A 20,799-nucleotide genomic window follows, 5' to 3' on the forward strand; every position below is an offset into this window, starting at 1 on the left:
AACCTCCGTGCTTTCCAGGAAGCAGCAAGTTTCCTCGAACAGAAGCAATCAACCAACCCGAAATCCTAGGATAGATGAACCACTAGATTGGTTCGTTCATTCCCCTGAAGTCTCTAGGAATTCTCTCCAGCCCACGGCGACCAGGACCATTCGTTCATTGAGGCCATTCGTTCGCGTTTGGTCAGATCGAAATGAAGCGGCGTCAATGTCACGTACCGTTCGGCCAGGCCCGCCAGGTCCGAGTCGTGGGCGTCGCCGGGATGGAGCTGATCGGGAAGCAACCAATAGTACCGCCGTCCACGCGGATCGGTTCGTGCTTCGTAACTTTCGCGGTAGCAGACCAACCCTAGTTCCGCGATGCGAACGCCGAGTGGATCTCCCGCCGCGAGGTTGGGGATGTTGACGTTAAAGAGCTCACCCTTGGCGGGTCGATTCGCCAGGATATCGCGAATGATGCCGACCGCGATTTGAGCCGCTCGCCCGTAGTGGGACTCCTCGGGCAATTCCAGGGAGACGGCGATCGACGTCACATCAAGGAAGGCTCCCTCGATGGCGGCGGCGACCGTTCCGCTGTAGTGAACGTTGATTCCCGCGTTGGATCCGGCATTGATCCCGCTGACGATGAGGTCGGGGACGTGATCGAGAATCTCGACCATCCCGAGTTTGACGCAGTCGGCGGGCTTTCCCTCGACCGCGAAACCGACGGCCTCCCCCTGCTCTCTTACCTCACGAACCATGAGCGGGTTCTGGAGCGTGATCGAATGGCCGACCGCGCTCTCTTCCGAAGCCGGCGCCACAATCGTGACTTCGCCGAGTTCCGTCAGCGCGTGGCGAAGGGCTCGGACCCCCGGCGCGTAGATACCGTCATCGTTGGTGAGCAAAATGCGCACGAGAAAGGGTTCCCCGAACAGACTGGATTACTTGCGAGAGCGCAGTTGCTTGCTGGCTTGCTCGAGGATTCGCCGCTCCTGGCGAGAAAGGCTCTCCATCCCGTGTTGATGGATTTTTTCGAGGAGCCGATCGAGTTCCGCGCGTAGCTTTTGGTGGTGCTCTTCCTGGCGTCGGCTGCTCCATGCCTTCCAACGGCCGTGAAGCGTCTTGAGAACGTTGGGACGATGACTGCTACTGCCCATGCTCCGTTCGAGACTCGTGTAGCCTTCGGAAAAGTCGTAGCCGAACTCGTTCTCGGGCATCTGTCCCATGATCTCGGCTTCGCGTCGGGTCTGATAGCTGACGATGAACGCAAAGACGGCGATCGCGGCAAGCTGGAGCTCCTGATTCCAGAGCGAAATGCCCGCCAAGAGGACGGCTCCTCCCATGCCGATGTTGGTCGCCCAAACCGTCGCGGTGTGGTAGTTCGTGCGAAACCAGATCAGTTCCTGCAGCACGCGCCCACCGTCGAACGGATAGATGGGGAGCAGGTTGAACAGGAGCAAGACGTAGTTGACCTTGAAAAGCACCCGCAGCGCGAACGACCAGATGGCCAAGTCGTCGCCGACATACATGACAAACGGGTTGAAGAGTGATCCGTTGACTTCACCGGCGACAAAGAGAATGGGAAGAACGAGGATGAAGATCACCACGTTCACGGCGGGTCCGCCGAGCGTCGTGATCAGGTTCTCGCCCGGCCGGTGCGGGGGCTCGCAGTACGCCAACCCACCAAGTGGCCACATCAGGATGTCGTCGGCCCGACCGCCCACCGACCGGCACGCGAAACAGTGCCCGAATTCGTGGAGCAAGACGACGCCGAAGAGAAACCCGACTTGCAGGAGCGAGGTGACAAGCATCCCCTCCTGGTAGCCGCTAAGCACCCAGAAGAGGGCAAAGAGGATGAAGACGATCTGAACGCGGACACGAATTCCGGCGATCGATCCAAGGACGAGGGACCAGGACTGTCGGTCCCAGCGACCTGCTCCGGAATGACCTGCACCAAATCCCGTCATGGGCGGTTACCCTACCGACCACGGATTCTCGCCACAAACGACGACGAAGTCCAATCTAGCCTACGCGCCGAAGCAGTGGCGTCATTCCCATTCGATCGTCGCCGGCGGCTTCGTGCTTACATCATACACGACGCGATTGACGCCGCGAACCTCGTTGATGATCCGAGTGGAAATCTTTCCAACAACCGCGGGGTCGATCACGGCCCAATCCGCCGTCATGAAGTCGGTGGTCGTCACCGCCCGCAGCGCGATCACGTGCTCGTACGTCCGGCCATCGCCCATCACGCCCACCGACCGAACGGGAAGCAGCACGGCGAACGCCTGCCCCATCTCTCGGTAGAGGTCGTGTTGGTGAAGCTCCTCCATGAAAATCGCGTCCGCGTGCCGGAGGGTCTCCAAACGATCGTCACTCACGGAACCGAGGCAACGAACCGCGAGTCCCGGACCGGGGAACGGGTGCCTCCAGACGAGTTGCTCGGGCAACCCGAGCGCTTCGCCCAAGCGCCGCACCTCGTCCTTGAAGAGATCGCGGAGAGGCTCCACCAAGTCGAATCCGAGCTCGGCGGGAAGTCCGCCAACATTGTGGTGCGCCTTGATCGTCGCCGCCGGACCATCCCCTTTCGTGCCGCTCTCGATCACGTCGGGATAGAGCGTCCCCTGCGCGAGAAAGCGTGCGTCCTCGATCGTTTCGGCTTCCTTGCGGAAGACATCGATGAAGGTATGACCGATGATTTCCCGCTTTTTTTGCGGATCATCGACCCCGGCGAGGCGCTGGAGAAAGATCTCGCTCGCGTCGACGACGCGCAAGTCGGTCTTGAAGTGACCGCGGAACATCTGGTCGACCTGGTCTCGCTCGCCGCGTCGAAGGAGGCCGTTGTCGACAAAGATGCACGTCAACTGATCGGAAATCGCTCGGGTCAAGAGCGCCGCGGTCACCGAGGAGTCGACGCCCCCCGACAGGCCGCAAATGACTCGACCGGTCCCGACCTGCTTCCGGAGTCGGCTCGTCTCTTCTTCGAGGAACGAGTCGATCTTCCAGGCGCCCGAACAGCCGCAGCACTCGTGGAGGAAGTTGTGGAGGAGCTTGGCTCCGTAGGGAGTGTGATGGACTTCCGGGTGGAACTGTAGACCGAAGATCGGTCGGGTACGGTGACGAACGGCGGCATTCGGACAGGTTGCCGTCCGCGCCAGCGCGATGAAGTCACCGTTGATCCCCTGGACCTGGTCTCCGTGGCTCATCCAAACGGTCATGTCCTCGGGGACGCCGCCAAAGAGGCTGTCCTGATCGACGACGTGCAACTCGGCTCGCCCGAACTCCCGCTCCTCGACCGGTTTGACGTCCGCCCCCAAGGTGGAGCACGTCAATTGCATGCCGTAACAGATGCCCAGCACGGGGATTCCCAAATCGAACAATCCGGGATCGCACCGAGGGGCATCGCTGTCGTAGACACTGGACGGTCCTCCCGAAAGGATGATTCCCATCGGAGCCAGCTCGCGGACACGGCTGGCGGGAAGGTCGTGCCGGACGATCTCGCAAAAGACATGCTGCTCGCGAACGCGTCGGGCGATCAACTGCGCGTACTGGGATCCAAAATCGAGGACGAGTACTTTTTCGCGACGCGGTTCAACCATGCGATGGAGTCTTCACAGTCACTGAAGAAAGCAAGTTGTCCAAATGATAGTCCCCGCTCCATTCCGTCAAGTGCCGAAATGGCGCCGGCAAGCACGTTCAACCGAGGCGGATGAACATTGGACCAAATAGTTAGTATACGGGTCCCGCTCGATCTGGCCAAACCCGAGAGCGGAAATCGGGCAGCCGAGCGAAAAGGGATGGGGGGCGAAACTAGCGATCAGGTAAAAGAGGCGCGCAGCGGACTTGGTAGCGGAGAGAGTCGCTGGCCGAGGCAAAACGGTCCGAAAGGGACGCCCGATCGGGGACGTACGACCGGCATTCCAGGTTCAACGACTTCCGAACGAAGCCCCAATGGACCTCAATGACCACCCGTCACGTCGTCGCGACGGCGGGTTGCGGCGCCGGCGGCACAATGAATCGGGTCGCCATTCGGCGCAGTTTCGCGAGTGCCAGCCAACCCCACTCGGTGAAGAACCATCCGAGCAAGGCGCCCGCAACACAGTCGGAGAAGTAGTGCCGCTGATCATACATCCGGCTGAGCGCGGTACCCGACGCGGCGATCAACACGATCGGCTTGACCGTGGGAAAGACAAACGTCAGTCCTCGTGCGTACGCGAAAGCGGTCGCGGTGTGTCCGGACGGGAACGAGGAGTTCCAAGACGATCCCCTGACCCAGCTTGTGGTGGCGGTGGTGGGAGCTTCGCTCGGCCTCATCCGTCCAAAAACGGGTTTGACGAGGTCGACCACTCCCGCGGAGAGCAGCGTGAGCAGCAAGACGGCTCCCATGCGTGGAGCCAGCCCGGGCCGAACCCAAATGATGGCGATGCTCAAAAATACGATGGTCGCCCCTTCCCCCCAGCAGCGCATCGCTCGAATCACCGCTTTGGTCTGGCCTGATTCGATGGGCTGGGTCACCCAATCGAAGAGCAAGCGATCCGCCAGGGAAGCCAAGAGGATCAAGACGATGCCGGAGGCCATGATGACGAGACGCCGCCGCTGTGACTTCAAGAAAGAAACGATCGTTTGCATAAACCGAAACCCGCTCTCCAGCTTGGTATATCGCGTCCGGCTGGCGTCTATAAGCGGATCGGTTGACGCGTCAATGCGGATCGTCTCGTGATGGGCGACTTCCTCCTTTTTTCGAGAGCCCGAGAAAACGAACGTTGTCGACCGATCAAGGCGCGGCTACACTCGCCTCAGTGCCAAGAGAGCAAATGAAGTCGAGAATCGATGAACGATCGGGACGAAACTCCCTGGTATCGTGACGGCCTCCGGTTTGAGTGCACCCAATGTGGTGCATGTTGTACTGGAGAACCAGGTTACGTCTGGGTGGACGAGGCGGAGATTGCCGCCTTGGCCCGTCAGCTCAACCAGGAAGTCGACGAATTCGAAAAGGCGTATGTTCGTCCTGTGGGACGCCGCAAGAGCCTTCGTGAGCGCGACAACGGGGACTGTGTCTTTTTTGATCGCCGGAAGGGATGCGTCGTCTACGCGGACAGGCCGATCCAGTGCCGCACCTGGCCGTTCTGGCGGAGCAACATCGAAACGCGAGGCACTTGGCAAGTCACCAAGAAAGAGTGCCCCGGATCAGGACACGGGCCTTTATTCACCCTGGAAGAAATCGAAGCACAAGCGCGACTGATTCAGCTTTAGATCTTGGCGGCCCGAGATGAATGCGGAGCACCTCGGCCAAGATCAAGGGGATGGAACGCGGGCAAGCCGGTCGGTTTGCCGACCCAGAGGCGTTACGAGAGAACCATTCGACGCCGGTGTTGAAATCGTTCACCGGTCGGCCAACCCCCAACCACTTGCAAGCGGCTCAGGTGGAAAACAGTGGAAAATCGCGTTTCCAGAACAGGCACGGACTCATGGTGGCGGGAGAAGCTCATCTCCCTCTACGAATCGATCGATGAGCAGATTTCCGAAGCCGGTCCTCGCTGCGAAGCCAGCGGAAAGTGTTGCCGCTTCAAGGAGTTTGACCACACACTGTTTCTAACCGAGCCGGAGGCGGAGTTGCTCCTGGAGCCGGGATTGCCCCCTGGTCCGCACGACGGAACCATCGGCTGTCCCTACCAAGTGGGCGGGCTTTGCACGGCTCGTGAGAGGCGACCGGTCGCATGCCGGACGTTCTTCTGTGATCCATCCTTCGAAGAGAAGATGGTGACGATGACCGAAGACAGTATCGGTCGTTTGAAGGCCTGGCATCGTGAGTCAGGTCGGGCTTGGACCTACCGCCCGCTCGCCTACTTTTTAGGGGATCAACGGGCTCCTCAGGAGCGGTCGAGCCTACCTGTGCTTCATGAATTGACTTGACATTAGCCCTTGTCATTTCTACATTTGAAGCGTTTTCCAACTCTGGGCAAGCCGGTAGTTTGCCCTGCAACCAAGGAGAGCAAGCTCGTGACCAAGAAAGAGATCGTGAAAACCATCTCTGAAGAACTTGGCCTGACACAACTCAAAACGAAAGAGATCGTTCAGAAGACGTTTGACGCCATTGTGGACACCCTGGTCGAAGAGAAACGGATCGAGCTTCGCAACTTCGGCGTGTTCGAAGTCAAGCAGCGAGCGCCTCGCAAAGCGAGGAACCCGCGAACGGGTGCCACGGTCTTTGTTCCGCAGAAGTTTGTCGTCACCTTCAAGCCTGGAAAAGAGATGGAGGAGCGTGTCAGGCGGATGCTCGAAAGCCAAGACGGCACCGCCATGGCCAATCTTCCCACGGACGATGAGTTCGACTCGGACGACGATTCGCCACATGTCGAGTCGCAGGAAGCCTTTCCGGCGGCCGTTGGGGTCGGAAGTTCCGGAATGCCCCCCAACGACAACGATAACCATCGCTAACACTTCCCTGGGAAACGGAGTCGACTCCCCAGTAGTCGGCTCCGTGAACGACGGCGCCTGCCTCACGTGGGCTCCCGTCGACAACCTGGGCCGCGACGCCAAGGTGTCGCGATCGCTGAACTGCCAGCCGCTCCCCTCTCCGTTCTAGGAAGTGATTCGGAGTCCCTTCGGGATGGCACTTTTCCCCGAAAGCCGCCTCACGGCCCCCGATTCGAACAGGAATCATCTCGATTCTGTCGTAAGCATCGGACTTTTCCCCAGAATCCGTTCAAGACGCCTATCCTGACCGACCGATACCTTCGCTAGCTGCCGAGGTCAGTTCGCTTTCGTTTGGGAGAGCATCTTGGCCAGGTGAATGGACCGCCCTCCGGGAGGGCAACGAGTCGCTCGCGGTCTCCGCGGCGATTCCTGACTTCCCGAAGCACCGTTGTCGAACGGGCGTCGATCACCCAGGGCAAGACGGAGGTTCCGATGCGTCGAGTCATCCTGTCCACTCTGTTCGCCCTCTGCTTGATGAGCAGCTCTAGTGGCTGCTTCGTCAACATGTATTCGGCCGATCCGATTCGGCGCTATCGGCAACTCTTTTTCCAATCGCAGGATCTGATGTTGCTCGAGGATGACTGGGAACGATTCTGGATGATCAACCAGCCCTCGCAACTCTCCGCCCGCATGTACAATGGGCTCGGCGATCCTGCCGCCCGCATTCGCCCCGAATAGTTGGGCGTGAGCCGCCTCCCGGGCGACGATACCCTCGTCGCCGGGAGCACGCATGCCCTTTCCAGGGCCGACCTCCCGGCCCGATCGCATCGTGCCGTCTTTGCGGCCCGTTGGGTATCCGTTCGGGGAATCGGCGCTCGCGTCCGACAACGATCGCGAGTTCGTTCCCAAGTCGACCTAGCTCCCAAGCCATATAACGCCCCCGTGGAGATCCCGTGCCGTGGACTCCGGCCGCGAGGCGAGGAGGGTCGATTTCGATCATGGACTTGGAGGTCTCTATCGGGCGTTTGACGCTCCCCAATCCCATCCTGGTCGCTTCGGGCACGTTCGGTTATGCCAAGGAATCGGCCGGTTTCGTCGATTTTTCCAAGCTCGGCGGCATTGTTCCCAAGACGGTCACCTGGGAGCCGCGAATCGGCAACCGCACGCCCCGCATCGTGGAAACTGCCTCCGGCATGCTCAACGCGATTGGGTTGGACAACGATGGGATCGACCACTTCCTCCGCGTCCATCTCCCCTATCTTCGAAAACTCCCGACCTCGATCATCGCCAATGTCGCGGGAAGGACGGTGGAGGAATACGCGGCCCTGGTCACCCGGTTGAACGGGGCGGAAGGCGTCGACGCGATCGAATTAAATCTCTCCTGTCCAAATGTTTCGTGCGGCATCGACTTCGCCATCAACCCCGAGAGCACCGAGCGAGTGATCTCGTTGGCCCGGAGAGAAACGGACAAGCCGTTGTTGGCCAAACTGACGCCCAATGTGACCAGCGTGGCGCCGATCGCTCAAGCCGCGGCGGCGGGCGGCGCAGACGGTTTGACGCTGATCAATACAGTGGTGGGTACGGCAATCGACTGGCGTCGTCGGCGTCCGATTCTCGCCAACCGCATCGGTGGGCTCAGTGGCCCGGCGATCAAGCCGATTGCCCTTCGGATCGTGATGGAGACCGCCGCGAAGGTCGACCTGCCCATCATTGGCGTTGGGGGAATTGGTTCCATTGACGACGTGATGGAATTTCTCGTCGCGGGTGCGACGGCCGTCCAAATTGGAACCGCCAACTTCTACGATCCAGGCTTGGCGACCCGCTTGGTGGATGAATTGCCTGGGGCGTTGGCCGCGATTGAAGAGAATTCTGTTCGTCGGATCATCGGGACGCTGGAGCGAAATTGACGGGTCGCTCCCTCAAGAGAATGGGACCTATCGCGCTGGCACGTTGCCTTCGGTCGAGATATCCGCTAGAGTTGTCTCTAGTTGTGATTGTTGGGGCGTTCGGTGAAGAAATCGCCGCTTGCGCTTCTGTCGAACCTGCCTCCGGGCCATTGCCAGGTCACTATCGCCTAGCAGTTCCCCGAGCGGGGAGATGCGTTTCCATTTCGACGATGTGAGTCGCCCGTCCGTCGTGAGGTTCACGGTAGATGCATGTCGTTTTCGCCGTCGGCCAAGAGCCGATTCCCGGCTACCGATTGACCGAGGAGATGGAGGCTTCGGCCTTCTATCGACTGTGGAAGGTCAAAACGCCCGACGGTTCGACCAAGCTCTGGAAAGTCATCGACATGGTCGTGGGCAACGCGGCCATCGAAACGCGTTCCCTCGGGCTTCTGGTCCAGCTACGTCACGATAACCTCAATACACTCACCAATTTCTGGCAACTCGACGACGGTCGGCTCCTGGTGGTCGAGACCGACGTACCTGTCATGACGCTTCGTGATCGTCTGCAACTCTGCCAAAAGGAAGGCAATCCGGGCATCTCGCTGGACGAGGCGGCGGACTATCTCGAACAAGCGGCCGCCGGGCTCGACTTCCTCAATAGCCCCGTCCACCAGTTCCAGGGGCAGCAAGTCGCGATCTACCACCGGGCACTGCGACCCGATTGCCTGCTGCTCTTCAACGGCAGCGCCCAGAAGACCTGCAAAGTTTCCGACTTCGGGTTGGCCAAGCCGGTCGCCGAGCAAAACGCTCAGCATTCGCAGGGTCTGGCCCACTACGACTACGACCCGCCCGAGTTCTTCGAGGGTCAAACCGCGCCGACGAGTGATCAATATTCCCTCGCCATCGTCTATTACGAGCTCCGGACCGGACGACTTCCCTTCTCGGGGACGATGCTCGAGCAGCTTCAAGCGAGGCTTTCCGACACGCCGAAACTCGACGAGATCACCGAAACCGAGCGGGTGGCGCTACGAAAAGCGCTCTCGCGCGAACCGAGCAAACGGTGGGAGAACTGCACCGCGTTCGCCAAGGGGCTTCGGACCGGACAGATACAGGATGCGGCCGCACCGTCCATGCAGCAGGTGCCCACTCCGGCGTCGGTCCTTGATGAGCATCCCCCGGTGGCGGAACCGCCGCCCGAAGTATCCCGGCCCAGCGAGCCGATCGCGCCTTCCCCGCGACCCACGCCAGCGCCACCAGCCCCCCGGTCATCGGAACGCACCTCTCCGCTGACGCCGTCGAGTCCCATCAGTCGCGATTCGGGGACGTTGCCCCCCGTTCGGACCCGCACACCCGCGCCGCGCGAGAGCGATTTCGAGGCACCGGAGGACCGTCCGGCGGCCTCGCGTCCAGTCAGTGCCGAGGCGGTCGTCGCCTCGTTGCGGGGCAATCGGTCCTCGGGAAACAAAGCGGTGGCCGCGGAGAAAGCCAAAGCGTTCCGCAAGCAGCTCGAGGCGACCACCGGAAAGAGCAACGACGTCCCGATCATTTGGGTGATCGTCATTCTTGTGGGCGTCGCCGCGGCATCGTACTACCTGATCAACGTCTTCTTTCCTCCCGCGGTGACGGGGGGCTGATCAAGGTTGACCCATTGCCGATGATTGTCGTTCACCCCGTTTCGCTTATGATGAACGTTTCGACTCCGCCTCTTTGTCAACGCACTCCCCTGCTCAACAGGAGTTTCGCATGGGCATGACGCCCTCGCCCACCGCGTCGCCGGACGTTAGTGTCGTCCGTGAGCCCAGCGTCTACCTTGTTGGCAGCCAGATGGTTCACGAGTCGTCGATCGACCAGTTCCTCGAGGACCATGGGATCACTTGGTCGACCGACACGCAGGTGGGGGGCGAACGACTCAGTGAGGCCGCCGGCCGCGTCTGCTACATGTCCTTCGGCAAGGGGCGCAAGACCAACGAGGAGTACCTCGGCCACATTATCGGCGTCGGCCACGGCAGCGTGCTCGAGCACGCCGTCTGGAACTTCATCATCACCGGCGTCAGCCGAAGCTTCACCCACGAACTGATTCGGCACCGGGCGGGTTTCGCGTACTCGCAGCTCAGCCAGCGCTACGTCGATGAGTCGACCGCCGACTATGTCGAGCCGGACATCATCGCCGAGGATCCGGAACTCCACGCTCTCTGGCTCGAGGCGGTCACCAAGTGCCAGGACGTCTATCGCAGGCTCGTCGACGGGCTCGCGGCGAAACTTGAGGAGCATCCCGACCGGACCCTTCGGCGGAAGATCGCTCGGCAGGCCGCGCGGAGCGTTCTGCCCAACGCGTGCGAGACGAAAATCTTCGTCTCCGCCAACGCGCGGGCGCTGCGGCATTTCATCGAGCTTCGCGGCAACGAGCACGCCGACACCGAGATTCGCGCCGTCGCGATCAAGGTGCTCAAGCTCATGCAAGAGGCGGCGCCGAGTATGTTCGGCGACTACGTCATCCGCAACCACGACGATGGGACGGAGATCGCCGAGACACCGAACCGAAAAGTGTGACTGGCTTGACTGACGCACACTTGTCACCGTCCCTCGGGAACCGAGATCGCCAGGCAGCTTGAAACGACGATTCCGGGAACGGATCCCGTGTTTCTTCTCGCGGTGTTCGCCCGTCGCGCGGTCGATGGCGAGTCGCCGACACTCCGGGCCCCATGGGCAATGGTTCCCATTCGCCCCACGACGGACGCGGGCGTTGGGAAACGAGCAAGACACGCAGGAAATCCCCGTCTTGCGAAGCGGATGACGACCCCTTCGGGCCGGCGTCGAGGCCAAGAAGAAGCGGGCGAGCTTGGATTCATCCCGAGTGCCTCGGCCAGGTGGGCCGACGCCATCTTGAGAACGAATTGGACAATGACGATTTCGCCGACGCGTACCGTCGGCGTGGCCGATCTCCGCGACCTCTTGTCGAACGGAGAGCCCCAACCGGGCTGTGCAGACATTCGGCCGCACCAGCTTGCACTTGAAAGGACATGACGTTGCCCGAGCCCAATGAACAGGCGCGTGACGTTGACGGCATCTTGGAACTACATCCGTCCGGCTATGGATTTGTCCGCAATGTCTCCATGCATTGCGGGTCGCGCCCAGACGACGCCTTCGTCTCCGCCGACATGATCCGCCGCCTCGACCTGCGAGAGGGGCTTCTTCTCGAGGGTGGCGTCGAGGCGGGTCGGGCCAACGACCGAGGCCGCAACGACCGGCAACGGCGCAATGACGGGTCACGAAATCAACGACGCGGCAAGGGTCCCCAGCAGCGTCGCAACGATCAAAAGCAAGGGCCTCGGCTTCGCTCGGTCAATCTCATCGAAGGAGAGGAAGCCGACAAGTACCGCCAGATCCCGGTCTTCGACACCCTCACCCCGATCGATCCGCACCAGTGGCTTCGACTCGAAACGACCGCCGAACAACTCACGACGCGCGTGGTCGATATGTTCACGCCGATCGGCAAGGGCCAACGGGGACTCATCGTCGCGCCGCCTCGTAGCGGCAAGACCTTCCTCATCAAGCACATCGCCGAGGGGATCACGGCCAACCACCCCGACATCGAACTCATCGTGCTGTTGATCGACGAACGTCCCGAGGAAGTGACCGACATGCAGCGGTCGATCAACGGGACCGTCTTCGCCTCCTCCAACGACCGCGAAACCAGCAGCCACGTCCGTTTGGCGGAGTTGGTCATCGAACGCTCTAAGCGGCTCACGGAGATGGGCAAGGACGTCGTCGTCCTGATGGACAGCATCACCAGGCTCGCTCGCGCCTACAACAAGCACGTCGGCACCACCGGACGGACCATGAGTGGCGGGCTCGACATCCGCGCGTTGGAGATTCCCAAGCGGCTCTTCGGCACCGCGCGCGTCTTCGAGGAAGGCGGTTCGCTCACCGTCCTCGCCTCGGCACTCATCGATACCGGATCGCGCATGGACGATGTGATCTTCCAAGAGTTCAAGGGGACGGGCAACATGGAACTCGTGCTCGATCACCGGCTCGCCGATCGCCGCGTCTACCCGGCCATCGACATGTTCCAATCGGGCACTCGAAAGGAAGAGCGACTTCTTCCCCCCGACGATCTCGAGAAAATCACGCTCATCCGGCGCACGCTCGCGGGCATGCACCCGGTCGAGGCGATGCAGACCCTCATCAGCCGGCTGGCGAAGAGCCCCTCGAACGAAGCGTTCCTCGATCAGATCCGCGCCGCCTCGTAGCACACTGGTCCACCGGAACGTTGGGTGCTTCGATAGTTCAGATCGCTGGGCATTCGCCGAAATGAGAAGCGCACAGGTCGGCGATCGACCGCGTGCGCGGATCAGCGCTCGTTATTCGCCACCTCTTGGGTCAGCTCACGGACGCGAATCGACCGGAAAGCGATTGGACCGTGATCGCCTTGGACCAAGAGCTGACCACGCGGGCCCGGCTGACGACGCCAATTGCTTCCGGTGGGCGTCTTCAGCACGAGGTCGTCATGAATCACCTCCCCGTTGAGGGTGACGTTGACCAAGTGGGCTGGACGGATCAACTTGCCCTCCTTGTCCTTCCGGGGCGTAAGGAACGTCGCCTGGAGCGTCTGCCACTCGCCGGGACGTTTACACGCGTTCTTTAGGGGAGCAATTCCCTTGTCGATGTGGTGATACTTCGGCAGCAGCTCCGACCGGGGGTAGATCCCTCCCATGTGCTTGCCGGTGATTTCCTTGACTCCCCAACTATCGTGAATTTGGATCTCGTAGACCTTCTCGAATTTGATGCCGGAGTTTGACCCGTTGGGAATCATGAACTCGAGCGAGATTTCGATGTCGCCGAACGATTTCTTGCTGAGGAGGTTCGGCGCTTTGCCGGTCGGGCCGTTGTAGAGGATGCCCTTTCCCGGCTTCGCCTCCAGCAGGCGCGGATTCTCGAGATCGACCGCGACGTCCCCGACCACTTGCCAACTGGAACTGGGATTCTTCCAAGCATCGAGGCTCTTGCCGTCGAAGAGTTCGGTCCACGCCGGTTCTTCGGCCCGACCAACCGTCGTCCAACAAAGGACGGCGACCAACCACGTTGCCACAGCGAGTCGATGATGCATCAACAAAATCCTTTCGGCCCAACCCTTCTTCCCTTCGGTCGTTCGTCCGACGTCGCGGACCTCGCCCTTGCCTTCCCAGGCATTGGGCTCGTCTCGCGGAGACTCGACGAACATCGCCACCGAGGTCGATTCGGCGCCCGGGTTTCCACCAATGGAGCCCGACTCGGCGATCCGATCTGGATGAACGACCGGTCCCAAGCGTAAAATACGAACGACTCCGACACAACGTACCGAGATCGATTTCATGACGTCACGTACCCAAGGTCCCTGCGATTCCTCCCAAACGCGTCCGCCGATTTCCGGCGAACTCTGGTCGGTGGACGATGCCGTCCAAGCGATCCGTGACGAAGTCGGGGATTTTGCGCCGGAAGTGATGATCCTCTTGGGTTCGGGCTTGAGCGGGGCGTCGACCGGAGCGGACATCTACTACACGATGCCCTACGACCGAATTCCAGGAATGGCGCCGGCGCGCGTCGTCGGCCATCCGGGCAAGCTGCTTTTCGGCTCCTGGGCCAATCGAACGGTGGTCCTGTTCCAAGGACGCAATCATTGGTACGAAGGGCATCCCTGGACCCGGGTCACCCTCCCCATTCAGATCGCCGCTCATTTGGGGGTCGGGACGGTGATGCTCACCAATGCCAGCGGATCGCTCTCTCCGAAGCTTCCGCCGGGAAGTTTGGTCTGCATTGACGATCATCTCAACTTCATGGGTGCCAACCCCCGCGTCGGGGTCACGTCCAACGACCCGTCGACCTTGTTTCCCGACTTGGGCGAAGCCTATTCGCGCAGGCTCCGCGATCTGCTCGACGACGCCGCGATGATGCTCGGGCAGTCACTGCACCATGGCGTCTACGCGGCGGTCAGCGGCCCCAACTACGAGACGCCCGCCGAGGTTCGCGCCCTTCGTATGCTAGGGGCCGACGTCGTCGGCATGTCGACCGTCGGTGAGGTCATCGTCGCTCGGCAATGCGGCCTCGAGTGCAGTGCCATCTCCTGCGTCACCAACATGGCCGCGGGAATGACGTCCGGCGCGATCACGCACGACGAGGTCGTCGACATCGCCCATTCTGTCAGTCTTCGCCTGGGCAGCATCCTCGACACGACGCTGCGTCTCCTCTGAATAACGCAATCGCTTCCCCCTTCTCAGGTTCCCGCCAGCCCCCTCGGTGGCCGCCTACCGCCCCTTTCGCCCAAACCAATGGATCATGAGGCCGAATCCCTGGCACGTTGGAAGTCGGCCCAAGGTTCGCGCACGACCGGCTGTAACGATTCGGCAGATCACGCTGACCTGGAGGTTCAGCGAAACTGGACTGCTCAGGTATGGTTCGACGGCCACCTCCATCGCGATTTCAACCCGAGAGGGAGCGTTCGTCACCCACCACTGACCGATAACCGAATCGTCGGTATCGGGATTCTCTCGAGTGCCAGTTCGTGCTATGGCCGCCGAGATTTTTACTAGGCAGTCGCACTGTGACGAACCGTCATCGCCGAGCGACCGCTCGCTTGCTCCCGTGAGCAGCGCGATGGAACGGCAGGGTTCTCGGATCAGGGGGAAAGCCCCTCGAACCGTCCGACTAGAAGGGATTCGTCGCAGCTAGATGACCTGGCCAGCAGTGACGCTGCTCTTGTTTCTCTCTTGGTCGACGGTGGCGCAAGCGACGGTCGACGAGGCTCCCGCTGCGCTTGACGTGCGGACCGTGACCCTCGCGGAGGATCATTCCGGCGCCGCCAGCGGTCCGGGCCTGCTTCCTCCCACGGGATCGACCTCGTTTCCGCAAGCGGCGAACGTTCAAAACGCGACGCTCCACCAACACGACGTCTTGGTCGCTCCCGACTGCCCGGCCTGTTGCCTACGACCGACGAGTTGGGCCGAGCCTCCCCCCTGGCTTCCCGACTACTCCATCAAGGCGGAGGTCGACCCGAACTGTCGCACCGTCCGCGTGCACCAGAACGTCGTCTGGACGAACCCGACCGCGGTCCCGACCGATCGCTTGGTCTTCCACATCTACCCGAATCATCGTCCGACGAAGAAGCAATTGGAAGTCTACGAGCGGACGCTGGAGTCGCTACGTCTTGACCCGCGCATCGGCATCGATCGCGACGGCGAGCGGATTCACATTCGCAAGATCCAGATGGGGGATGCCGAACTCTCCTACTCGATCGACGCCGAGCACGACACCGTCATGACGGTACCGCTGCCGATCACCGTCGGCCCGGGAGAGTCGGTCGAGGTGACGCTCGACTACGACCTCGAGATCCCGCCCGTCCAAGGACGCTTCGGGCAGTACAACGGCATCACCAGCTTGCTGAATTGGTATCCCGTCCTCGCTTACTACGGCGGTGAGGGCTGGGCGCCCGTCCCCTTCGTCGGCTGGCATCAACCGTGGTTCAACGAGGCGGGCCACTACCACGTCGAGCTCACGGTGCCCCAAGGGGAAATCGTGGTCGCTAGCGGTCAGATGGTCGCGGCCGCGAATGACGACCGGGGGATGCGTCACCTCAGCTACGAGGGGCGTGGGCTGCGCGATTTCGCGGTCACGATGAGCCCCCGTTTCGAGCTCCACCAGGCCGAGGTCGATGGGATCAAGGTCACCGTCGCCGCCGTTCCGGAACATCGTTACTATGCCCGGATGGCGCTCGAGACCGCCGTCGAATGTCTCCCGCTCTACACCAAGTGGTTCGGTCCCTACGCCTATCCCGAGTTCAAAATCAGCGAAAGCTACTTCGGCTGGAACGGGAACGAGACCTCCGGGATGGTGTGCCTCGACGCCCGCGTCTTCGAGGCTCCCCGGCTGGGTCGGGTCTACATCGACAGTTTGGTGGGACACGAGATCTGCCATCAGTGGTGGTACGCGGCTGTCGGGACCGATGGTTTTCACGAAACCTGGATGGACGAAGGGCTCGTCTCCTACCTCAGCCAACTGCGGATGCAGGAGAAGTATGGTCGGGACGTCCAAATCCTCAATTGGCCACGCTACGCCCAGTGGCTGCCCAACATCAGCTACCGCACGCTCCAGCACTACGGCTACCAGCTCTACTACAACCGGGGTGGGCGCGGCATCAGCCAGTCGTCGCTGCCGACGATGGGGCACCTCCACAACGTCTTCTTCCTGGCGTACGACCGCGGCAGCCTCATCTTCAGCATGCTGCATCAACGTCTCGGCAACGAGTGCTTCTTCAACTTCCTCGCGACGGTCTACGCCAAGTACCGATTCCGCATCCTCTTCGTCTCCGACTTCGAGCGGGAACTCGACGAGTACACCGGACACTCGTGGAAACCCTTCTTCGACGCGTGGCTACGCTCGCCGGGTGTCACCGATTGGAAGATCAAGAAGGTCCGCGTCGAGGAGTTCGACGGCGGCTTCAAGACGAATGTCCTGATCAAGCAACGCAAGGAGATCGACGAGCCGATCGACCTCGGGTTCGCCTACGAGAAGAAAGGACCGATCGTCGGGACGGTTCGTGTCGACCCGCACCTTCCGGTGGAAGGCAACACCAGCCTGCAACAGGTCGGTCCCCACGAGTGGGAAGTGACGCTCGTAACCCCCGAGCGGCCCAAGCAGATCATCCTCGATCCCGACGAGCGCGTGCTCGACGTCAACCCGGCCAACAACCGTTGGAAGTGGGATCCGGAGATTCGGCTCACCCCAATCTACAACCCGCTCGACGAGACACCGATCGTCTACCCACTCAATCGGCCCTCGATCGCGGCCGGTCCCGGCATCGACCTTGATGGGCGGATCGGAATTCGTGGCTCGTTGATCTCACCCACGAAGTATCGCGTCTCCCCCTACTACGCCTATAGTTGGGCCGACGCCCAACAGGGAGTCGGCGTCGACTCGGAGTTCTTCAATCTGCCACTGCCGAACTTCTCGGTCGGGGGACGCTATGAACGTACGGTCGCCGACGGCATCTCCCTCGCGCCCGCCAATCAAGGGAAGTTCTTCCTTCGCTGGTACCAGGCTTACACGTCGAGCTACGTCTACGACTACAACGCCTACGCGGAGACCTACTTTCTCTTCGGGCAGAACTTCTTTCCCGGCGTGAACATTCGACGTGAGGCTCCACCGGGGATCGAGAACTACACTGACATCCGCGCGATCGGCCTGCGCTACCATCTCGACACGCGCATGCCCTATTGGAACCCGGAGAAGGGATATCAGCTCGACGCCGGCGTGGAGTTCGGGTTTCATGCCTTCGGCGCCGGCGAGAGCTTTCAGCGCGGATGGGCCCAACTCTCGGCGGTCCACAAACTCCCCGAGGGCTTGGGATGGTTCTCCGACACGCGCGTCGTCGGTCGTCTCGCTGGCGGGGTGGGATCACCTGACAATGGGCAGCACTTCCGCTTCGGCGGACCGCTGCGGTTCCGGGGCTACCGGTCGGAGGACGTCGAGGGCAACGCCTTCTGGCTCACCAGCCTCGAGTGGCGTCTTCCCCTCCTGAAGCGCATCAACGTCGGCGTCTGCGACAACATGATTAATCTTCAGGAACTCTGGGGCGGTGTCTTCATCGACATGGGCGATTCGTTTATCCTCCAAACGAACCAGGGCTTCGACCAAGCGATCGGCTGGAGCACCTACTTCGACTTCGCCCTGCTGAGCTTCGTCGAGGAGATGACGCTTCGCGTCGACTACGCCTACAGCCTCCAAGCGGAGCGTGGTCTGATGTGGGTCGGACTCTTTTACGCCTTCTAGGAAACTTCATTCCTCTCGTGCACCAGTCGTGACCGTGGCGCTCGCGCGAGATGCCAGCCCCTACACAACCCTCTACAATGCCGCGAGCATGTCCCCGAGGGAGCACGGTGGTTGTCGGTCATTCCCGGTCTCTCCAGTCGAGTTCAGCGATCACCATGAGCGGCGTCCAACACTACCGAGCACGCTGGACGATTCCTATCAGCCAGCCTCCCATTGCCGGCGGATCGATCGCGATCGCCAATGGGCGGATCCAGGAACTCGGGGAATCCCGTCAACAACCGGACGCCATCGACCTTGGAGACGTCGCGATCCTCCCGGGTCTAGTCAATGCCCATGCGCATCTCGATCTTCCCACCCTGCCCCAGATCGAGGCCGACGCGAGCTTCACGCGGTGGCTCTCCCACGTCGTCGCCTGGCGGCGGTCGGCTTCGAACTCCCTGGTCCGGTCGACGATCGAAACCGGTCTCGCCGAGGTCGTTCAAAGTGGCACGACCCTCGTGGGCGACATTACGACCAGTTCGAGCGCCGACGAACTCCTCGCCGCCTCGGGGATCGGAAGTTTGCGGTTCCGCGAAGTGCTCGGACTCTCGCCCGCGCGGTACGAACCCCTCTGGAACACCGCGGGTGAAACCCTCGGAGGGCCCGACACGTCGCTGAGTTTGCATGCCCCCTTCTCCACATCGCGGGAGCTCTATCGCCGCGTGAACGCCGACTCGTTCTCTCACCCGATCGCCACCCACTGGATGGAGACACGGGAGGAACGCGAGTTCCTACGTTCAGGGCGTGGTCCGATTCACGATTTCCTTGATTCTGTCGGCGCAATTCATGGACTTTCCCCAGCGGAGCTTCCTTGCGAGGATTGGTCTGACTACCTAGACGGCCCGGGCAACGTCCGCTGGATTCTCGTCCACGGGAACTACATCAGTCATGCGGAAATAACTCGTCTCGCGTCGCCGCCTTTCCGCGAGCGCGTCGCAGGAGTGGTATACTGCCCGAGGACGCACGCGCGCTTTCGTCACGCCCCCCATCCATTCGAGCAATTGATGGAGGCAGGAATCCCAGTGGCGCTGGGAACGGACAGTCGAGCCAGCAGTCCGAACCTCTCATTGTTCGATGAGGGTCGATTTCTCGCGGAAATCGCTCGGGATCTCGATCCTCGTAAGATATTGGCGATGATGACGCTCCACGGCGCCCGCGTCCTGGGCCGAGAAGCGACATGCGGCGCGCTGGAGACCGGAAAAAGCGCCGACTTGACGATCGTGAAACTCCCAGTGGACTCGCGTGACGATCCGGCCGCGAGCGTGCTCCATCCCGACGCCCAAGTGGTCGGCACGATGGTGGGTGGAAATTGGCGGTGGAAGCGGAATGGGTTCGCCGAGCATGCCTGAGAACGACTCCAACAAGCCGGGCTCCCCCAACGACCGCTCCGCGGCACCCCGTTTCGATGCGCTTCCCGGCAGTGACGTCCTGTGGGCGATCCCCCCAGGCGAGTCGCGGGGGCGCATCCTCGTCGTCGACGACAGCCGCGTGATTCGCAAACTCGTCGACACCTGCCTCCGAGCGAATGGTTTCGATACCGTTTCCGCCGAGAATGGAACGGAGGCCCTCCAAAAGGCCTCCGACGTTCAACCCGACGTCATCCTGCTCGACATCGACATGCCCTCCATGAGTGGATTTGAAGTCTGCCGCCAACTCAAGGGAAGTCCCGACACCAGCCTCATCCCGATCATCTTCCTGACGGCACGTGACGACACCGAAAACGTCGTCCGCGGGCTCGAGTTGGGTGCATTCGACTATGTCCGCAAGCCCTTCAACTCCCTCGAATTGTGCGCCCGTGTCGGCGTCGCCCGCCGCCTGAAGTATCTGGTCGATCTCCTCTCCGAACGGGCGATGCTCGACGGACTCACGGGGATTCACAACCGGACCTACCTCGATAGGCGACTTCGGGAGTCGCTCGACCGCCAGCGCCGCTACGACAGCCACGCGGCGCTCGTTTTAGCCGATGTCGATCACTTCAAGCAAGTCAACGACACCCGCGGACACGTCATCGGCGACGAAGTCCTGCGCCGCATCGCCAGCACGCTCCGGCGCACGGCGCGCGAATCGGACACCGTGGCTCGCTACGGTGGCGAGGAGTTCGCGATCCTGCTTCCCGAACAGACGCTCTCGAGCGGCTACCTCTTCGCCGAACGACTCAGGCAAGAGATCGAGCAAATGACGATCACCCATCGCGGCACGACCTTCAGCGTGACCGTCAGCCTGGGGGTCGTCACCACCCAGGAGACCGATCCGAAAGGGATCGACGACCTCCTCGCATGCGCCGACGAAGCCCTCTACCACGCCAAGAAGAACGGACGAAACCGCGTCTGTCTCTGGAACGGCCACGAGGCCGTGCAAGCCGAGGCGACCGGCTAGCAGTCCGTTAATTTTAGCGGGCCAACGCGAGAACGAGCCATGTTGGCCAAGATCAAGGAGGAAAAGCGCAGGCGAATCCGTCGATTCGTCGAGGTTTTTCAACGCCGAGATTGGTCAAAAGGGCCGTTCACAGCCGGCAGCGAATAGATCAACGGGCTACTAGAAACCGAGTGCCCTGTTGAAGCCTGATGCTCGGGTGTCACTAGTTGCTTGTCAGCCAGTGAGAACCAGTGACGTCAGCGGCAACCCGAAGCTAGCCGTTTGACAGCGCGCCAGTCGGCAAACCACCACTCGATCCGGGGCC

At 61.4% G+C, this 20,799-nt stretch carries 16 protein-coding genes; 11 read left to right on the forward strand and 5 right to left on the reverse strand.

Going from position 1 to position 20,799, the window contains the following annotated elements:
* Positions 1-113 precede the first annotated feature (113 nt).
* The 4 genes from surE to Pan216_RS16260 form a co-directional block, all read right to left on the reverse strand.
* The gene (surE, locus tag Pan216_RS16250) at positions 114-890 is read right to left on the reverse strand and encodes a 5'/3'-nucleotidase SurE (RefSeq protein ID WP_419192606.1); all 777 of its coding nucleotides are present in this window, start codon (positions 888-890) and stop codon (positions 114-116) included.
* Between the two features lie 27 nt (positions 891-917).
* On the reverse strand, positions 918-1,943 hold the full coding sequence (locus Pan216_RS28420) for a M50 family metallopeptidase (RefSeq protein WP_419192607.1): 1,026 nt from the start codon (positions 1,941-1,943) through the stop codon (positions 918-920).
* An 81-nt stretch (positions 1,944-2,024) separates the two neighbouring features.
* Positions 2,025-3,575: a glutamine-hydrolyzing GMP synthase gene (gene guaA, locus Pan216_RS16255; RefSeq protein WP_145259375.1), complete on the reverse strand. Its 1,551-nt coding sequence runs from the start codon at positions 3,573-3,575 to the stop codon at positions 2,025-2,027.
* 373 nt (positions 3,576-3,948) lie between these two features.
* Entirely contained in the window at positions 3,949-4,584 is a 636-nt protein-coding gene (locus Pan216_RS16260) for a phosphatase PAP2 family protein (RefSeq protein ID WP_419192608.1), read from the reverse strand.
* A gap of 222 nt (positions 4,585-4,806) precedes the next feature.
* Between Pan216_RS16260 and Pan216_RS16265 the strand changes: the two genes are divergently transcribed.
* From Pan216_RS16265 to rho, 7 genes are all read left to right on the forward strand, one after another.
* Complete coding sequence (locus tag Pan216_RS16265; protein ID WP_145259379.1) at positions 4,807-5,229, forward strand: YkgJ family cysteine cluster protein; 423 nt, start codon at positions 4,807-4,809, stop codon at positions 5,227-5,229.
* A gap of 747 nt (positions 5,230-5,976) precedes the next feature.
* The gene (locus Pan216_RS16270) at positions 5,977-6,414 is read left to right on the forward strand and encodes an HU family DNA-binding protein (RefSeq protein WP_145259381.1); all 438 of its coding nucleotides are present in this window, start codon (positions 5,977-5,979) and stop codon (positions 6,412-6,414) included.
* A 471-nt stretch (positions 6,415-6,885) separates the two neighbouring features.
* On the forward strand, positions 6,886-7,131 hold the full coding sequence (locus Pan216_RS16275; protein WP_145259383.1) for a hypothetical protein: 246 nt from the start codon (positions 6,886-6,888) through the stop codon (positions 7,129-7,131).
* Between the two features lie 260 nt (positions 7,132-7,391).
* Positions 7,392-8,300 (forward strand): dihydroorotate dehydrogenase, encoded by a 909-nt coding sequence (locus tag Pan216_RS16280; protein WP_145259385.1) that lies wholly within the window; start codon positions 7,392-7,394, stop codon positions 8,298-8,300.
* Positions 8,301-8,545: 245 nt separating this feature from the next.
* Positions 8,546-9,913 (forward strand): serine/threonine protein kinase, encoded by a 1,368-nt coding sequence (locus Pan216_RS16285; RefSeq protein WP_145259387.1) that lies wholly within the window; start codon positions 8,546-8,548, stop codon positions 9,911-9,913.
* A gap of 190 nt (positions 9,914-10,103) precedes the next feature.
* Positions 10,104-10,829, forward strand: a complete 726-nt coding sequence (thyX, locus tag Pan216_RS16290) for an FAD-dependent thymidylate synthase (protein ID WP_419193685.1) — start codon at positions 10,104-10,106, stop codon at positions 10,827-10,829.
* Between the two features lie 470 nt (positions 10,830-11,299).
* Entirely contained in the window at positions 11,300-12,529 is a 1,230-nt protein-coding gene (gene rho, locus Pan216_RS16295; RefSeq protein ID WP_145259389.1) for a transcription termination factor Rho, read from the forward strand.
* Positions 12,530-12,630: 101 nt separating this feature from the next.
* Here the strand turns inward: rho and Pan216_RS16300 are convergent, their stop codons facing one another.
* Positions 12,631-13,632, reverse strand: a complete 1,002-nt coding sequence (locus Pan216_RS16300; RefSeq protein ID WP_419192609.1) for a 3-keto-disaccharide hydrolase — start codon at positions 13,630-13,632, stop codon at positions 12,631-12,633.
* Here Pan216_RS16300 and Pan216_RS16305 point away from each other — a divergent pair.
* The 4 genes from Pan216_RS16305 (at position 13,631) to Pan216_RS16320 (ending at position 20,495) form a co-directional block, all read left to right on the forward strand.
* On the forward strand, positions 13,631-14,506 hold the full coding sequence (locus Pan216_RS16305) for a purine-nucleoside phosphorylase (protein ID WP_145259393.1): 876 nt from the start codon (positions 13,631-13,633) through the stop codon (positions 14,504-14,506). The two genes, Pan216_RS16300 and Pan216_RS16305, sit on opposite strands and share 2 nt — an antisense overlap.
* Positions 14,507-14,984: 478 nt before the next feature.
* Complete coding sequence (locus tag Pan216_RS16310; protein WP_145259395.1) at positions 14,985-18,080, forward strand: M1 family aminopeptidase; 3,096 nt, start codon at positions 14,985-14,987, stop codon at positions 18,078-18,080.
* A 155-nt stretch (positions 18,081-18,235) separates the two neighbouring features.
* Entirely contained in the window at positions 18,236-19,468 is a 1,233-nt protein-coding gene (locus tag Pan216_RS16315) for an amidohydrolase family protein (RefSeq protein ID WP_419192610.1), read from the forward strand.
* Positions 19,461-20,495, forward strand: a complete 1,035-nt coding sequence (locus Pan216_RS16320; RefSeq protein WP_419192611.1) for a diguanylate cyclase — start codon at positions 19,461-19,463, stop codon at positions 20,493-20,495. Before Pan216_RS16315 ends, Pan216_RS16320 begins: the two co-directional genes overlap by 8 nt.
* Positions 20,496-20,799 lie beyond the last annotated feature (304 nt).

It is taken from the genome of Kolteria novifilia (genome assembly GCA_007748055.1).
Taxonomy (GTDB): Bacteria; Planctomycetota; Planctomycetia; order Kolteriales; family Kolteriaceae; genus Kolteria; species Kolteria novifilia.

What these genes read in the sequence shown, in the direction of transcription:
- Pan216_RS16320 (WP_419192611.1), top strand. Translation starts at nt 19,461, where the DNA reads ATGCCTGAGAACGACTCCAACAAGCCGGGCTCCCCCAACGACCGCTCC.
- thyX (WP_419193685.1), top strand. Translation starts at nt 10,104, where the DNA reads ATGGTTCACGAGTCGTCGATCGACCAGTTCCTCGAGGACCATGGGATC.
- rho (WP_145259389.1), top strand. Translation starts at nt 11,300, where the DNA reads ATGACGTTGCCCGAGCCCAATGAACAGGCGCGTGACGTTGACGGCATC.
- Pan216_RS16310 (WP_145259395.1), top strand. Translation starts at nt 14,985, where the DNA reads ATGACCTGGCCAGCAGTGACGCTGCTCTTGTTTCTCTCTTGGTCGACG.
- Pan216_RS16265 (WP_145259379.1), top strand. Translation starts at nt 4,807, where the DNA reads ATGAACGATCGGGACGAAACTCCCTGGTATCGTGACGGCCTCCGGTTT.
- Pan216_RS16305 (WP_145259393.1), top strand. Translation starts at nt 13,631, where the DNA reads ATGACGTCACGTACCCAAGGTCCCTGCGATTCCTCCCAAACGCGTCCG.
- Pan216_RS16315 (WP_419192610.1), top strand. Translation starts at nt 18,236, where the DNA reads ATGAGCGGCGTCCAACACTACCGAGCACGCTGGACGATTCCTATCAGC.
- Pan216_RS16280 (WP_145259385.1), top strand. Translation starts at nt 7,392, where the DNA reads ATGGACTTGGAGGTCTCTATCGGGCGTTTGACGCTCCCCAATCCCATC.
- guaA (WP_145259375.1), bottom strand. Translation starts at nt 3,575, where the DNA reads ATGGTTGAACCGCGTCGCGAAAAAGTACTCGTCCTCGATTTTGGATCC.
- Pan216_RS16285 (WP_145259387.1), top strand. Translation starts at nt 8,546, where the DNA reads ATGCATGTCGTTTTCGCCGTCGGCCAAGAGCCGATTCCCGGCTACCGA.
- Pan216_RS16300 (WP_419192609.1), bottom strand. Translation starts at nt 13,632, where the DNA reads ATGAAATCGATCTCGGTACGTTGTGTCGGAGTCGTTCGTATTTTACGC.
- Pan216_RS28420 (WP_419192607.1), bottom strand. Translation starts at nt 1,943, where the DNA reads ATGACGGGATTTGGTGCAGGTCATTCCGGAGCAGGTCGCTGGGACCGA.
- Pan216_RS16275 (WP_145259383.1), top strand. Translation starts at nt 6,886, where the DNA reads ATGCGTCGAGTCATCCTGTCCACTCTGTTCGCCCTCTGCTTGATGAGC.